We start from the raw sequence: 12,301 nt of genomic DNA on the forward strand, positions 1-12,301 counted from the left end.
CGTTTGATGCCTGTGGATTTGGACGAGCTGCTTTCCCCTTCGCACACCGCAGTGGTCACCATGGAGTGCCAGCGGGGAGTGATCGGCGACATGGCCTCGATGGGCGGCCTGCGAGATGTGATGCTGGACCGGGGGGCTATCGACGCCGGTGCCCGGCTGTGCGCCGGTGCCCGAGCGGCGGGAGCGCCGGTAGTACACTGCCTGGCCCATTTCAGGCAGGACAGGGCGGGGAGCGTGGCCAACTGCCGGATGCTGGCGGCTTCGGCCAAGATGAGCGAGCATACCGGGGGGCTTTTGATCGGGTCGGCTTCGGCCGAGGTCATTGCCGAGTTCGACCCCCAGCCATCCGACATCGAGATCGCCCGCTGGCACGGCATGTCGCCGTTCATGGGCACCTCGCTCGACCAGACCCTGCGCAATCTGGGGGTGACCACCGTGGTGGCCGCCGGGGTGTCGCTGAACGTGGGGGTGATGGGGCTGGTGATAAACGCGGTCGATCTGGGCTATCAGGTGGTGCTGGCCGGCGACGCGGTGGCCGGCATCCCGGCCGACTACGGCGACGCGGTGATGGACAACACCATGGCATTTCTCACCACCATGCTCACCGTGGACGACATCGTGGCTCGATGGGTATGACCGAGAGCCTCGAGACCACCAACAAGGCGGTGGTGGAGTGCTTGGTACGCGACATAGTCAATGGCGGGCAGGTGGACCTGCTCGACGAGGTATTAGCGGATGACTTCATAGCCCATGGCGTTGGTCCTGGGCCGTCGGGTGCCGACGGGATGCGCCGGCTGATCGCGGCGTGGCGCACGGCGTTCCCCGATTGGCAAGACCACATCGAAGAGATCGTGGCCGAGGGCGACTTGGTGGTGATCAAGATCGCTGCCCGGGGCACCCACACCGGCCCCCTGCTGGGCATCGAGCCCACTGGGGAGGCCGTCCAGTGGGGAATGATCGAGATGGTACGCCTCGCCGACGGCAAGATCACCGAGCAGTGGGGCTACTCCGATTTCTCCGAGGTGGTCCGCCGCCTTCGCGAAGTGGCAGCATCTCAACTTGACCCGGAAACCGAACAGGGAGTTTGACCATGGCCGATCTTTCGCCGGTGCCTGACTATGCCGGCCTCATGCGACTGGATGGCAGGGGATTCATTGTCCTCGGCGCAGGGCAGGGAATGGGCCGCCAGTCTTCGCACGCCCTGGCGCAGATGGGGGCCAAGGTCTTCTGTGTCGATGTCGAAATGGAGCGGGCCGAGCAGGTGGCAGCCGAGGTGGACGGCATTCCCTGGGTGGCCGACATAACCAAGCGGGCCGATGTGCAAGCCCTGGTTGACGAAGCCGGGCGGGCCATGGGATCGATCGGCGGGATCGTGGACATAGTGGGCGTGTCCGGATGGTCTGAGGTGTTGGAGATCGATGATGAGGAGTGGGACTGGCAGTTCGACATGGTGCTGCGCCACGCCTACCTCATCTCCCAGATCGGCGGACGGGCCATGAAGGACACCGGCGGGGGCACGATGGTGTTCATCGCCTCGGTCAGCGGGCTGACCGCGGCGCCCAACCACGCCCACTACGGCGCGGCCAAGGCCGGGTTGATGGCGTGGATGCAGTCGGTGGCCATCGAATTGGCCCCCTATGGGATTCGGGCCAACTGCGTGGCGCCGGGCACGATCCTTACCCCCCGCATGGAGGCGCTTTTCGATGAGAAGCGAAAGGCGATCAACAACGCCGCCGTGCCGCTGGGGCACATGGGGGTGCCGTCGGACATCGCCGGGGCGGTGCTGTTCCTCTCGGCGCCGATCTCGGGGTTCGTGTCGGGCCGGACCCTCGTGGTGGACGGGGGTGTGGATGCCGACTTCCCCTACGACCCGATGTAGCTACACTTGAGGCCATGGTTGAGGCGGCCAGAGAGCCAGAGAATCGGATCGTCGTCGGTGTGGAGGGATCGGGCGGGGCCCGGGCCGCGCTCCGCTGGGCCATAAAGGAGGCCCGCCATCGGGGTGCCCATGTCGATGTGGTTACCGCCTATTCCACCACTTACGTGCCGGCCTCTCCAGATTTCAACTACGTACCGCTGGATCCGATCGATCTGGAGGCTGAGGTCAAGAGAATGCAGGACAGCATCATCGACGAGGTGCTGGCCGAAGTGGATGCCGTAGGGGTGGAGGTCAGGCGCCGCATGGTGCGGGGCCGGGCTGCCGACACCCTGATCGCCGAGTCGGACAATGCCGCCATGCTGGTGGTGGGCTCAAGGGGCCGAGGCGGCTTTCGCGGACTGCTTTTGGGGTCAGTCAGCCAGCAGATCGCTCAACACGGCAGCTGCCCCGTGGTAATCGTCCGCCCCGACCTGCCGACTTAGCCGTCGGCGGGACCATCGGCGATTTCTTCGATGATCGCCTGGGAGATCTCAGCCCTCAGCAGGTCCACTTCGGCACTTCGGCGGTTGAGTTCGGAGTAGCTCACGCTCATCGTCAGGGCAGGAATGGATTTGCCGTTTATCTCAGCGGTTCGGCGGAATCCATCGCTGCCGAGCGTCCATTTCGCCGACATAGAGATGTCGCAACAGGGGCCGTTGATACCGGTGTAGTCGTTTAGTCGATAGCTGTATTCGAGTTCCAGCGGGTTGGCATCCTTGAGCGTGAACGCCCGGCTGAGGTTGAGGTTTGCCTTCGTCTGCTCCCACCGCGACGAGTCCAACAGCCCGGACGAACTGTGCTGCGCGCTGCCCAATCTCACGTATCCTGTTGAGATTGACTGACGGAAGAGGGACGTGGCGAACGGCGAGCATGCGGTGTCGATCCCGGCGATTGCCGAGCGGATATGGCTGGAGAACACCGCGTCCAGCGTCTTCTCGGCTGCATCATCCGGTTCGGACCCCTGCCGCGCTGCGATGAACTGGGATACCTCTTTGTCTGCTTCGATGAGTTCGAGCAATCCTGCCAACTCGTGCAGTGGAACGAGCTCGCAGTTCTGGCGCGCCTGGCGTGCGCTGCCCCCGTACACCAGAGCTTTGACGGATATGTCGGAAATCAGTTCGCCGACGCGATTGAGCGAGCCGAAGTGATTAGAGGACACGGTGGCGCCAGACTTCACCTCGATTGCGCCGATGCCGCCAGCCGACTCGTAGAGAAGGTCGCATTCGAGTCCGCTGGAATCTCGGAAGAAGCACAGGCGGGGTTCAAGCCCGCGGTTCAACCGGTGTTTCATCACTTCGGCCACTACAAGATTCTCGAAGAGCGCCCCGCGTAGTGGATGCGTGGCTATCTGCGATGCGCTTTCGATTCCCAGCAGATAGCTGGCCAAGCCGACATCATAGAAATACAGCTTGGGTGATTTGATGAGGCGCTTGTTCAGGTTGGCGTGGAATGGGTTCAGCAAGAAGACGATATAGCTGGCCTCTAGGACGGTCAGCCACGCGCGGGCGGTGGTGTGGGACACGCCGGTGTCTGAGCCGAGCGAGCTGATGTTCAAGAGCTGGCCTGTCCGGCCCGCGCAAAGACGCACGAACCGCCGGAACGTCGAAAGATCTTGCAATTCGATGAGCTGTCTTACATGTCGTTCCACATACGTCTCGAAGTAGTCGGCGTGCGCCCGGACTGGTTCAAGGCCTTGGTCGAGGATGCGCGGGTAGAAGCCGGAGTGCAGCATGTCGTCAATTGCCAGACTGGCCTCAGTGCGCTGTCTTTCGACTATTGAGAAGGGCAAGAGGCGGAGTAGGGCGGTGCGTCCGGCAAGTGACTGGCTGATGGCATCGGAAAGGCGGAACTGCTGGCTCCCCGTCAGGATGAAGTACCCGTTTTTCCCGCGCTCATCGCCGAACACCTGGAGATACGACAAGAGGTCGGGGACGTTCTGAACCTCGTCAAGGATTCCTCCATCGGGAAACTGAGCGAGAAAGCCACGGGGGTCAGACTCGGCGAAGTCCCTCTGATCGGGTGCTTCTAGATTGGCATAGGCCAGATCGGGAAAGGCCATCTTGCACAACGTGGTCTTGCCCGACTGACGCGGCCCTGTGACGGTGACGAACGGATACTGCCGGAACAGACTCTGAAGCCGCCTCATCATGTCCCGGTAGACCACAAGGGCATATTACCATTAACTATGTAAATTGAAAGTCAAAACTTCAGATTGCACGCATATCAGTGGGCCTATTCTTCGGACAGGTGAGGTCGTTCATAGGGGGGCGGACTCCATCGGTGGTTGCAGCAGGTCGCCAACCAACACACTGGTGTCGACCACCAGCAGCATCAGATCTGCTGGTCCTCGGGCACAAGGGCACGAACAAGGTCTTCTTCGCCGAGACCTGTCTGGGCCAGCACTCGCTCGACTACTTCGCCTACTCGATCAAGCGATTCGTCGATTTCTCGGCGGTCATGCTTTGGTGTTGGGACCGGCACGAAGAAGCCAACCGGCTTGCCATGGCGCTCGATGCGGATCGTCTCCCCGAGCTTCATCAGTGTGGTGGCCTGATCTCTGAATTCCCTGACTCCAACCGAGCGCATAACTGAACTCCCTGCCGTAGTGGCTATCAATGTAGCCACATTTCAGGTTAGGCCCTCTGGCCTCTCATGCAGCCCGTCGTTCTACAGCTCCACGACGACTTTGCCCCAGGTGCGGCGGTGGTAGATGGCGTCGAGGGCGGCGGGAACATCGTCGAAGGCGAACGGGGGGAACACCGGGTGGTCGAGTCGGCCTTCTTCGAGCAGGGCGAATATGGCTTGTCGGGCCTGTTCTGACGGCTCGGGGTTGCGGCCCACCGAGGCGCCCCAGTGGACGCCGACCACCGAGTAGTTCTTCAACAAGATGTGGTTTGTGGGGGCTTCCGCGATGCGCCCGCTGGTGAAACCGATCACCAAGAGCCGACCGTCCCAGGCCATGCACCTTCGGGAGCGGTCGAACACGTCGCCCCCCACTGGGTCGAAGCAAACATCCACCCCTCGGCCGCCGGTGTGGGACCGCACCAAGTCAACGAAATCGGGAGTCTCCCGGTAATCGATGGCCATCTCCACTCCCATGTCCCTCAGCAGGGCTGTCTTCTCCGTACCGCCGGCGGTGGCGATGACTCTTGCCCCGGCGACTAGGCCGAGCTGCACCGCGGCCGAGCCCACGCCGCCCATTCCGGCATGAACCAGCAGCGTTTCGCCTTCGGCTAGCTGTCCACGGTCATGGAGGGCGAACCACGATGTGCCGTAGTTGACCAGCGCCGCGGCGGCCGCGCCAGCCGACACTCCTTCGGACAGCTTGTGTGCGCCGCCGGCCCGTAGCGCGGTCTGTTCGGCCAGCGATCCGCCGCCGATGCCCACCACCCGGTCGCCAGCGGACAAGTGGTCGACTCCATCGCCGACTTCCTGTACCCGGCCCACGACCTCGGTACATGGCGACCACGGCAGCCTGGTCTCCATCTGATAGCGGCCCCGAGCCATTAGGCAGTCCACGAATGTGAGCCCGACCGCTTCGATGTCCACCACGACTTGGCCTGAGCCAGGTACCGGTGGATCGGTTTCCTCCAGCTTGAGCAACTCGACCGGGTTGCCCAACTCATGCTGCCGCCAAATCTGCATCAGCTTTCCGCTCCATCTGCTCCGGCTCCGGCCGCGGCCGGACGGTCGACCACCGACTTGATGCTCTCCAATGCCCGCTGCTTGAACTCCTGCACTGAGGCGACGTTGCCGGCCAGGGCCTGGTATTCCGACATAGTGCGGATGGCGTTGCGGGTGCCCATGGCCTCCATGCCCCGGTGGACGCTGCGCTTGTTTATCTGCTGGAGGTCGGAGGGTACCCGGGCCACCCGCCGGGCCATGTCCAGCACCCGTTCTTCCAGTTCAGCTTCGGGATAGGCCCGGTTGGCGAAGCCCATGGCCGCGGCCTCGGCACCGGAGTAGGAATCGCCGGTGAGCATCATCTCCATGGCATTGCGGAACCCCACCAGCCAGGGGTGGTAGTTGAAATCGGGCGGGCTCAGTACCCGCACCACCGGGTGGCCGATGTCGGCGTTGTCGGCCACGTAGACCAGATCGCAGGCGGCGGCCAGCTCTGAAGCCCCCGCCAAGGCGTAGCCGTGGATCTGGGCGATAACCGGCTTGGCCAACTCCCAGATGGCCAACCAGCTGTCGGTCACATGGCGGGACCACTGTCCGTCGCCACCGGCGGTGTAGTGGGGAGGGTCTTCCATGAGCGAGTCGGACAGGTCGTAGCCCGACGAGAAGCACGGCCCTGCCCCTCGGATGACCGAAACCCGTACGTCGTCGTCGACATCAGCCGCTTGCAGCGCAGCCAGCAGCTCTTTTCGCATCGGGGTACTGATGGCGTTGCGTTTCTCCGGGCGGTTCAGCGTGATCCGCCGGATATGCGGGGCAGGATCATCAACAAGGATCAGCTCAAAAGACATGGCCTGACCCTATAACGACCGGTGCCCCGGACCCGAAGGCCCGGGGCACCGAGTGTATTGATCAGTTTGCGGTGCTACTGGGTGCGCAGCCGCCGGCTCAGACCGAGCACCATGGCACCGGCAAGCACCACCGCAAGAGCGACGAGGGCCAGCAGCGGCGTATTCGAGCCGGTGTCAGCCAGCATGTCGCCGCTCATGTCGTCCATGTCGCCGTCGCCCATGTCGCCGCTCATGTCGTCCATGTCGCCGCTCATGTCGCCGTCGCCCATGTCGTCCATGTCGCCGTCGCCCATGTCGTCCATGTCGTCCATGTCGTCCATGTCGTCCATGTCGCCGTCGCCCATGTCGTCCATGTCGCCGTCGCCCATGTCGCCGCTCATGTCGCCGTCGCCCATGTCGCCGCTCATGTCGCCGTCGCCCATGTCGCCGCTCATGTCGCCGTCGCCCATGTCGCCGTCGTCCATGTCGTCCATGTCGTCCATGTCGCCGTCGCCCATGTCGTCCATGTCGCCGTCGCCCATGTCGCCCATGTCGCCGTCGCCCATGTCGCCGTCGCCCATGTCGCCGTCGTCCATGTCGTCCATGTCGTCCATGTCGTCCATGTCGTCAGTGGCCCCATCGGAAGACTGGTCAGCAGTGGTGGATGTGTCGTCTTGAGCCGAGGCAGCGCTCGTGCCCGCCCAGGCAAATAATGCGACCGCCATCGCGATGAACAACAACTTGGTCCATTTAGTCATGATGCAACTCCTTTGGCCGTTCAGGTGTCCGAAGACTGGTCGGCCTCGGCTCCGATGATTGACCAGACTTTAGCGCAGATTTCTTTTTTGCCAGCAACACGGTGGTTGAGGCTCTTGGCACAAGGCCATTAACGACCGGTGCCCCGGACCCGAAGGCCCGGGGCACCGAGTGTTTTGATCAGGAAATGGTGTTACAGGGTGCGCATCCGGCGGCTGAGGCCGAACACCATCACACCGGCGAGGGCGATGCCCGTGCCGATGATGACCAGCAACGACGTGTTCACGCCGGTAGTGGCCAACTCGTCCTCCATCATGCCAACAGTGATTGCCGCTCTGGCACTCTCGGTCTGGGCGAAGTCGCCAGAGCCGATCACGATGCCGTTCTCCGGCACGTCGATTGTGATCTCAGCGGTGAAACCGCCGTTGGCGTCCAAGGCACCGACAACCTGCATGTTGCCCTGGTTGCAGGTGCTCGCATCGACATCATCGAGGCTGCCGCTTGCCGGCATGTCGCAGGGCAGCACGGCAATCGGAGAGCCTGTCCAGCCGGAGCCGGTCACGGTGAACGTCTGTTCCCCAGCGGCTTCAACTGAAGACGGGTCAGCAGTGATGGATGGGCCATCTTGAGCCGACGCAGAGCCGGCGAACAAAAAGCCGACCAGCGCCAACGCTAGCCCAATGAAAATCAACTTGGTCTTGGTCATAGTTGTGTCTCCTTGGACCACGCCAGAACTCGGCCGGCCCCTACTCGGATATTGGTCTCGGACTTTAGCCTCTGGATTCGCCCCTGTCACCTAATTGCCGTTGTTGCTCTGGTACCGGGGTTGGAGGGCGTAATCACTAGGGTGCCCGACGTGGAGTCGATCCGTAATTTCCGCCCGCTCGGCGGCCAGACCACCGTTGCAGGCCGAAGAGTGCGGTCAGGTCTCATCTACCGGTCGGCTCACTTGGCCGAGGCCACCGACTCTGATATGGAAGCGCTGGTTGAACTGGGTATCCGCACGGTGTTTGATTTCCGCAACGACGGCGACATTGCCATGGAAGGCCCCAATCGGCTCCCCGACGGGGTGGTGCAGGTCTCGCTGCCGATGGCCGGCTCGGTTAACCCATCCGGGATCCGGGAGGACTTCGCCTCGTTGAGCGCCGAGGAACTGGAAGAGCGATTCGGCAACGGAAACGCCTTTCAGCGGATGAAGGAGGTATCTGGGAGGTCGGTGAGCAATCCCGAGCGGGCGGCTCAGTTCGGAGAGTTCGTGAGAGGGGTGTTGGCGCCGGAAGCCGCCCCGGTGCTGTTCAATTGCAGCGCGGGCAAGGACCGGACCGGTTGGGCGGCCAGCCTGCTTCTGCTGGCCGTGGGCGTGCCCGAGCCTGAGGTGGTGGATCACTACTTGGAGACCAACCAGCACGTCGCACCTAGCCGCTTTGGCGACTTGTTGATGCCGATCGCCACCGTACACGAGGACTATTTCGCCGAGCAGATGAAGGTGTTGGCCGACACCTGGGGCAGCTTTGACCAGTACTGGGCCGATGGCTTAGGTCTTGACGTCGGCCATCGGCAGGCGTTGCGAGAGATGCTGCTGATTTAAGGGGTCTTGAGCTCACCGATGTTGTGAACGGGGGCGAGGGTGTCTTGGAGGTATTCGGGGCCCTCCAGGGTGTCGACGAACCAGCCGGTGGGGCACATGGTGAGGATCTCCACCAGGCTGAACCCGGCACCGGCCATCTGAGATTCGTAGGCCCGAGTGATGTAGCGCTTGGTGCGGGCCACGTTGCCGGCGCTGTTGACCGCGCATCGGGCCACATAGGCCGAGCCGTCCATGGTGGCGGCCAAATCGGACAGCAGAATGGGGTGGCCGTGCTGGTGGGGGTCGCGCCCCTCAATGGAGGTCTTGGTGCGCTGGCCCAAGGTGGTGGTGGTGGTCATCTGGCCGCCGGTCTCGCCGAACACCCCGTTGTTCAACAGCAGGCAGGTGATGTTCTCGCCCCGGGCCGCGGCGTGCAGCACCTCTTGGAGGCCCTCGTTGACCATGTCGCCGTCGCCTTGGACGGTTACTACGAAGCCATTGGGCAGCATTCGCTTTATCCCGGTGGCCACCGACGGCGCCCGGCCGTGAAGGGCCTGCACCACTTCCACGTCGAGGTTGTGGGCGAAGGCGGTATAGCACCCGATGCCGAATACCGCGATGGTGCTCTGGGCCAACTCGAGTTCTTCGACCGCCTCCATGGCGGCTCGGATGGCGATGGGCTCCCCGCATCCGGGGCACAGGTGGTGGTTGGCCTGGGTGATGAGCGCGGGGGTGAAGTCGTCTACCAGCACGGCAGGCTCGGCAGGTGGCTGGTCGGTGGACAGAAATAGACGGTCTTCGCTCACGGCCTGTTTCCCCTCATGTCAGGGCCTCCAGGATGCGCTCGGAGATGTCGGGCACGTTGATATCGGGTCCGATCCCGAAACCGGAGTGGTCCCAACTGGGCCCCCCGATGAACTCCACCGGCACCGCCCCCATCGTAGCCAGGCGCACGTCGTCGACCATCTGGCCCATGTTCTGCTCGTACACCGCCACCTTGGCCGAGCCGGAGGCTGCTGTATGCACGGCCTCCGAGGGGAACGGCCACAGCGTGATCGGGCGGATGTAGCCCACCCGGTGTCCGGCGTCGCGCAACCGGAGGCAGGCGTAGCGCACGAACTTGCCCACCGATCCGTAGGCGGCCACCACCAGATCGGCGTCATCGCAGAACCCGGTGTCTATCAGCGGCTCCACGCCGGTGGCCATGGCCTCGATGTGTTCGGCGCAAGCGGCATAGTGGGCGCCTAAGTCGAATCCCTCTTCTCCTTCGACGCCGCCGCCCAGCGGGGACATGATCTTGGCCGCGCCCGAACCGCCGGTAGATCCGTTCAGGGCCCAATCGGGCAACTCGGGGGCGGTTGTGTGGATGGGGGGCACCGATACCGCTTGATAGGTGTGGGCCAGGTAGTAGTCGCCCAGCACCATCACCGGGGTGCGCCACTGGCCGGCCAGATCGAATGCCATCTGCGTGAGCTCTACGGCCTCGGGCACGTCCATGGGGGCCAGCACGATGTGGCGGTAGTCGCCGTGGCCGCCTCCTCGGGTGGCCTGGAAGTAGTCGCCCTGGCCTCGGGCCATGTTGAACACCACCAGGGGCAGGCGGGCGTTGGTGATCTCCGAGAGCGACTCCTGCATCAGCGACAGCCCTTGGCCGGTGGACCCGGTGGCGGCCAGGTGCCCGGTGGTGGCCGCCCCCCAGGCCATGCCCACCGCCTCGAGCTCGCTCTCGGCGTTCATGCACACGCCGTTCACTTCGGGCAGCAGGGCGGCCATGTGCTCCAGCAACTCGGTGAACGGGGTCATGGGGTAACCCGTGAAGAACCGGCAGCCGGTGGCCACTGCGGCCCGGGCCATGGCTTCTGAGCCCTCGATCAGCGCCCGCTCGCTCACTGGCTGCTTCCCTGGCTGGCCGGTAGCTCCAGGGGGGTGTCGTACTTGTACACCTGGAACACGAAATCGGGGCAGATCTGGGCGCAGGCCTGACAGCCGGTGCAGCCGGCCAGCAGCCGGGGGTAGCGGTAGCCCCGGGTGTTGACCTCGTGGGTGGTCATCTCCAGCACTCGGGGCGGGCAGGCGTCGATGCACAGATCGCAGCCCTTGCAGGCCTCGACGTCGATCACCACGGTGCCCCTCACGGTGACGGTGCTTGGGGGAGTGGTGGGGCTCACGCCGCCATCTCCCAGCCGGCGGCCAGTGCCGCTTCGTTGGCCTCGACCAACTGCTGGCGGTAGGGGGGCACCGAGCGGTGCATGCCCTCCATCAGGCCGTCCAAGCTCACCAGGCCGGACGTTCTTCCGTATACGCCGGCCATGACCATGGCGGCCAAAATCGGGTTGCCCAGATCAGTGGCTGCATCGGTGGCGGGCACCTCCACAACTTGGTAGCGATCTGGTTCCAGCTCGTCTTCGAACACCGACGTGTTCACCAGCACGAGGCCGCCGTCGCGGATGCGCTCTTGGAGCGGGGCCCAGAATTGGTGGTGCATCAATATGGCCGACCAGGTGGATGACAGCACCGGCGGGGCCTCGATGGGCTGGTCGCTGATCACCACCGTGCTGTCGGTGTTGCCGCCCCGCATCATGCCGCCGTAGCTGCCGAACACCAGCACCTCCTTGCCGTCGGCGGTTGCTCCCTGGGCGATGACCTGGGCGGCCAGTTGCACCCCTTGGCCGCCGATCCCGGTGAGCATCAGCTCCCGCTCTCCGGTGGCCTGAGAGCTCACCGGCTCCACCGGACTGGCCGGTTCGACACGGCTCACCGACTCCACCGGACTGGCCGGTTCGACACGGCTCACCGACTCCACCGGACTGGCCGGTTCGACACGGCTCACCGGCCCTGCCAGTTGGGGGGGCGCTTTTCCACGAACGCCAGTGGCCCCTCTTTGAAGTCCTCGGTTTCGGAGATCTCAGCCCCCAGCCGGGCGGCAATGGCGAACCCCTCGGCCTCGGTGGCTTCCAGGCCGTCGAGGATGGCCCGGCGGGCGGCTCTCACCGCCAGGGGGGCGTTGACCACGATGCGCTCGGCCAGTGCCTTGGCTTCGGCCAGCGCCTGGCCGGGTTCGCATACCACGTTTACCAACCCCAGGGCGTGGGCCCGGTGGACGTCGATGGTGTCGCCGGTGAGGGCCAGCTCCATGGCCACGTTGGTGGGGATGCGGCGGGGCAGCCGGGTTACGCCCCCCTCGGAGGCCACCAGCGACCGCTTCACCTCGGGCAGGCCGAAGACCGCCTCGGTGGAGGCCACCACCATGTCGCAGCCCAGCACCAGCTCGAACCCCCCGGCCAATGCCGGGCGGTCGACCGCGGCGATGACCGGTTTGGCCCGTTGCCGGCGGGCGAACCGGCCGAAGCCCTCCTCGGCGGTGATGATCCCCGCCGCTCGGCCCTCAGAGAGCGCCTTGAGGTCGGCCCCGGCGCAGAAAATGCGGCCGTTGCCGGCCAGGATGGCCACCCATACGTCGTCGTCGGCTTCGAATCGATCTAACGCCTCGCCCAGGGCAGCCGAAAGCTCGGGGCTCATGGCGTTGCGGGCCTCGGGGCGGTTCAGGGTTATCACCGCCACCTTTCCTTCGGCCTCGTAGATGACCAGGCTCATCGCTCTTGCAACCTC

The 12,301-nt window shown here is 64.4% G+C and carries 16 protein-coding genes; 6 read left to right on the plus strand and 10 right to left on the minus strand.

Going from position 1 to position 12,301, the window contains the following annotated elements:
• The first annotated feature begins 6 nt into the window (after positions 1-6).
• From ACOGXA_RS00200 to ACOGXA_RS00215, 4 genes are read left to right on the plus strand one after another with little or no spacing between them, the layout of a single operon-like run.
• Complete coding sequence (locus ACOGXA_RS00200; RefSeq protein WP_419925283.1) at positions 7-636, plus strand: cysteine hydrolase; 630 nt, start codon at positions 7-9, stop codon at positions 634-636.
• Positions 627-1,088 carry an ester cyclase gene (locus tag ACOGXA_RS00205; RefSeq protein WP_419925284.1) on the plus strand — a complete coding sequence of 154 codons (462 nt, stop codon included), beginning with the start codon at positions 627-629 and terminating at the stop codon, positions 1,086-1,088. Before ACOGXA_RS00200 ends, ACOGXA_RS00205 begins: the two co-directional genes overlap by 10 nt.
• Positions 1,089-1,090: 2 nt before the next feature.
• The gene (locus ACOGXA_RS00210) at positions 1,091-1,879 is read left to right on the plus strand and encodes an SDR family NAD(P)-dependent oxidoreductase (protein ID WP_419925285.1); all 789 of its coding nucleotides are present in this window, start codon (positions 1,091-1,093) and stop codon (positions 1,877-1,879) included.
• 14 nt (positions 1,880-1,893) lie between these two features.
• Positions 1,894-2,361 carry a universal stress protein gene (locus ACOGXA_RS00215; protein WP_419925286.1) on the plus strand — a complete coding sequence of 156 codons (468 nt, stop codon included), beginning with the start codon at positions 1,894-1,896 and terminating at the stop codon, positions 2,359-2,361.
• On the opposite strand, the gene ACOGXA_RS00220 is transcribed toward ACOGXA_RS00215, so the two are convergent.
• On the minus strand, positions 2,358-4,082 hold the full coding sequence (locus ACOGXA_RS00220) for an ATP-binding protein (RefSeq protein ID WP_419925287.1): 1,725 nt from the start codon (positions 4,080-4,082) through the stop codon (positions 2,358-2,360). The two genes, ACOGXA_RS00215 and ACOGXA_RS00220, sit on opposite strands and share 4 nt — an antisense overlap.
• Positions 4,083-4,198: 116 nt before the next feature.
• On the opposite strand from ACOGXA_RS00220, the gene ACOGXA_RS00225 reads away from it, so the two are divergent.
• The gene (locus ACOGXA_RS00225) at positions 4,199-4,510 is read left to right on the plus strand and encodes a hypothetical protein (RefSeq protein ID WP_419925288.1); all 312 of its coding nucleotides are present in this window, start codon (positions 4,199-4,201) and stop codon (positions 4,508-4,510) included.
• A gap of 75 nt (positions 4,511-4,585) precedes the next feature.
• Here the strand turns inward: ACOGXA_RS00225 and ACOGXA_RS00230 are convergent, their stop codons facing one another.
• The 4 genes from ACOGXA_RS00230 to ACOGXA_RS00245 all read right to left on the minus strand — a co-directional run bounded on the left by ACOGXA_RS00230 (position 4,586) and on the right by ACOGXA_RS00245 (position 7,831).
• Positions 4,586-5,563, minus strand: a complete 978-nt coding sequence (locus ACOGXA_RS00230; protein WP_419925289.1) for an NADPH:quinone oxidoreductase family protein — start codon at positions 5,561-5,563, stop codon at positions 4,586-4,588.
• A complete protein-coding gene (locus ACOGXA_RS00235) occupies positions 5,563-6,390 on the minus strand; it encodes an enoyl-CoA hydratase/isomerase family protein (RefSeq protein WP_419925290.1) in 828 nt (275 codons plus the stop codon). Before ACOGXA_RS00235 ends, ACOGXA_RS00230 begins: the two co-directional genes overlap by 1 nt.
• A gap of 74 nt (positions 6,391-6,464) precedes the next feature.
• On the minus strand, positions 6,465-7,127 hold the full coding sequence (locus ACOGXA_RS00240) for an LPXTG cell wall anchor domain-containing protein (RefSeq protein ID WP_419925291.1): 663 nt from the start codon (positions 7,125-7,127) through the stop codon (positions 6,465-6,467).
• A 191-nt stretch (positions 7,128-7,318) separates the two neighbouring features.
• Entirely contained in the window at positions 7,319-7,831 is a 513-nt protein-coding gene (locus ACOGXA_RS00245; protein WP_419925292.1) for a hypothetical protein, read from the minus strand.
• A 150-nt stretch (positions 7,832-7,981) separates the two neighbouring features.
• On the opposite strand from ACOGXA_RS00245, the gene ACOGXA_RS00250 reads away from it, so the two are divergent.
• Positions 7,982-8,713, plus strand: coding sequence for a tyrosine-protein phosphatase (locus ACOGXA_RS00250; RefSeq protein WP_419925293.1), 732 nt, complete (start codon positions 7,982-7,984; stop codon positions 8,711-8,713).
• On the opposite strand, the gene ACOGXA_RS00255 is transcribed toward ACOGXA_RS00250, so the two are convergent.
• Genes ACOGXA_RS00255 through ACOGXA_RS00275 form a run of 5 tightly spaced genes read right to left on the minus strand, consistent with a single transcriptional unit; the run spans position 8,710 to position 12,286 of the window.
• Positions 8,710-9,498: a thiamine pyrophosphate-dependent enzyme gene (locus ACOGXA_RS00255; RefSeq protein WP_419925294.1), complete on the minus strand. Its 789-nt coding sequence runs from the start codon at positions 9,496-9,498 to the stop codon at positions 8,710-8,712. The two genes, ACOGXA_RS00250 and ACOGXA_RS00255, sit on opposite strands and share 4 nt — an antisense overlap.
• Before the next feature lie 13 nt (positions 9,499-9,511).
• Positions 9,512-10,582 (minus strand): hypothetical protein, encoded by a 1,071-nt coding sequence (locus tag ACOGXA_RS00260; protein WP_419925295.1) that lies wholly within the window; start codon positions 10,580-10,582, stop codon positions 9,512-9,514.
• The gene (locus ACOGXA_RS00265; protein ID WP_419925296.1) at positions 10,579-10,860 is read right to left on the minus strand and encodes a 4Fe-4S dicluster domain-containing protein; all 282 of its coding nucleotides are present in this window, start codon (positions 10,858-10,860) and stop codon (positions 10,579-10,581) included. The genes ACOGXA_RS00260 and ACOGXA_RS00265 overlap by 4 nt, the downstream gene beginning before the upstream one ends.
• Complete coding sequence (locus tag ACOGXA_RS00270; RefSeq protein ID WP_419925297.1) at positions 10,857-11,522, minus strand: 2-oxoacid:acceptor oxidoreductase family protein; 666 nt, start codon at positions 11,520-11,522, stop codon at positions 10,857-10,859. The genes ACOGXA_RS00265 and ACOGXA_RS00270 overlap by 4 nt, the downstream gene beginning before the upstream one ends.
• Positions 11,519-12,286, minus strand: coding sequence for a crotonase/enoyl-CoA hydratase family protein (locus ACOGXA_RS00275; RefSeq protein ID WP_419925298.1), 768 nt, complete (start codon positions 12,284-12,286; stop codon positions 11,519-11,521). Before ACOGXA_RS00275 ends, ACOGXA_RS00270 begins: the two co-directional genes overlap by 4 nt.
• Positions 12,287-12,301: the final 15 nt, after the last annotated feature.

This window comes from Candidatus Poriferisocius sp., from assembly GCF_965208475.1.
Classification (GTDB): Bacteria; Actinomycetota; Acidimicrobiia; order Acidimicrobiales; family Bin134; genus Poriferisocius.

Bases quoted from the DNA above. Each gene is read 5' to 3' on its own strand.
- ACOGXA_RS00200 (WP_419925283.1), top strand. From the start codon at position 7: ATGCCTGTGGATTTGGACGAGCTGCTTTCCCCTTCGCACACCGCAGTG.
- ACOGXA_RS00205 (WP_419925284.1), top strand. From the start codon at position 627: ATGGGTATGACCGAGAGCCTCGAGACCACCAACAAGGCGGTGGTGGAG.
- ACOGXA_RS00210 (WP_419925285.1), top strand. From the start codon at position 1,091: ATGGCCGATCTTTCGCCGGTGCCTGACTATGCCGGCCTCATGCGACTG.
- ACOGXA_RS00215 (WP_419925286.1), top strand. From the start codon at position 1,894: ATGGTTGAGGCGGCCAGAGAGCCAGAGAATCGGATCGTCGTCGGTGTG.
- ACOGXA_RS00230 (WP_419925289.1), bottom strand. From the start codon at position 5,563: ATGCAGATTTGGCGGCAGCATGAGTTGGGCAACCCGGTCGAGTTGCTC.
- ACOGXA_RS00235 (WP_419925290.1), bottom strand. From the start codon at position 6,390: ATGTCTTTTGAGCTGATCCTTGTTGATGATCCTGCCCCGCATATCCGG.
- ACOGXA_RS00240 (WP_419925291.1), bottom strand. From the start codon at position 7,127: ATGACTAAATGGACCAAGTTGTTGTTCATCGCGATGGCGGTCGCATTA.
- ACOGXA_RS00245 (WP_419925292.1), bottom strand. From the start codon at position 7,831: ATGACCAAGACCAAGTTGATTTTCATTGGGCTAGCGTTGGCGCTGGTC.
- ACOGXA_RS00275 (WP_419925298.1), bottom strand. From the start codon at position 12,286: ATGAGCCTGGTCATCTACGAGGCCGAAGGAAAGGTGGCGGTGATAACC.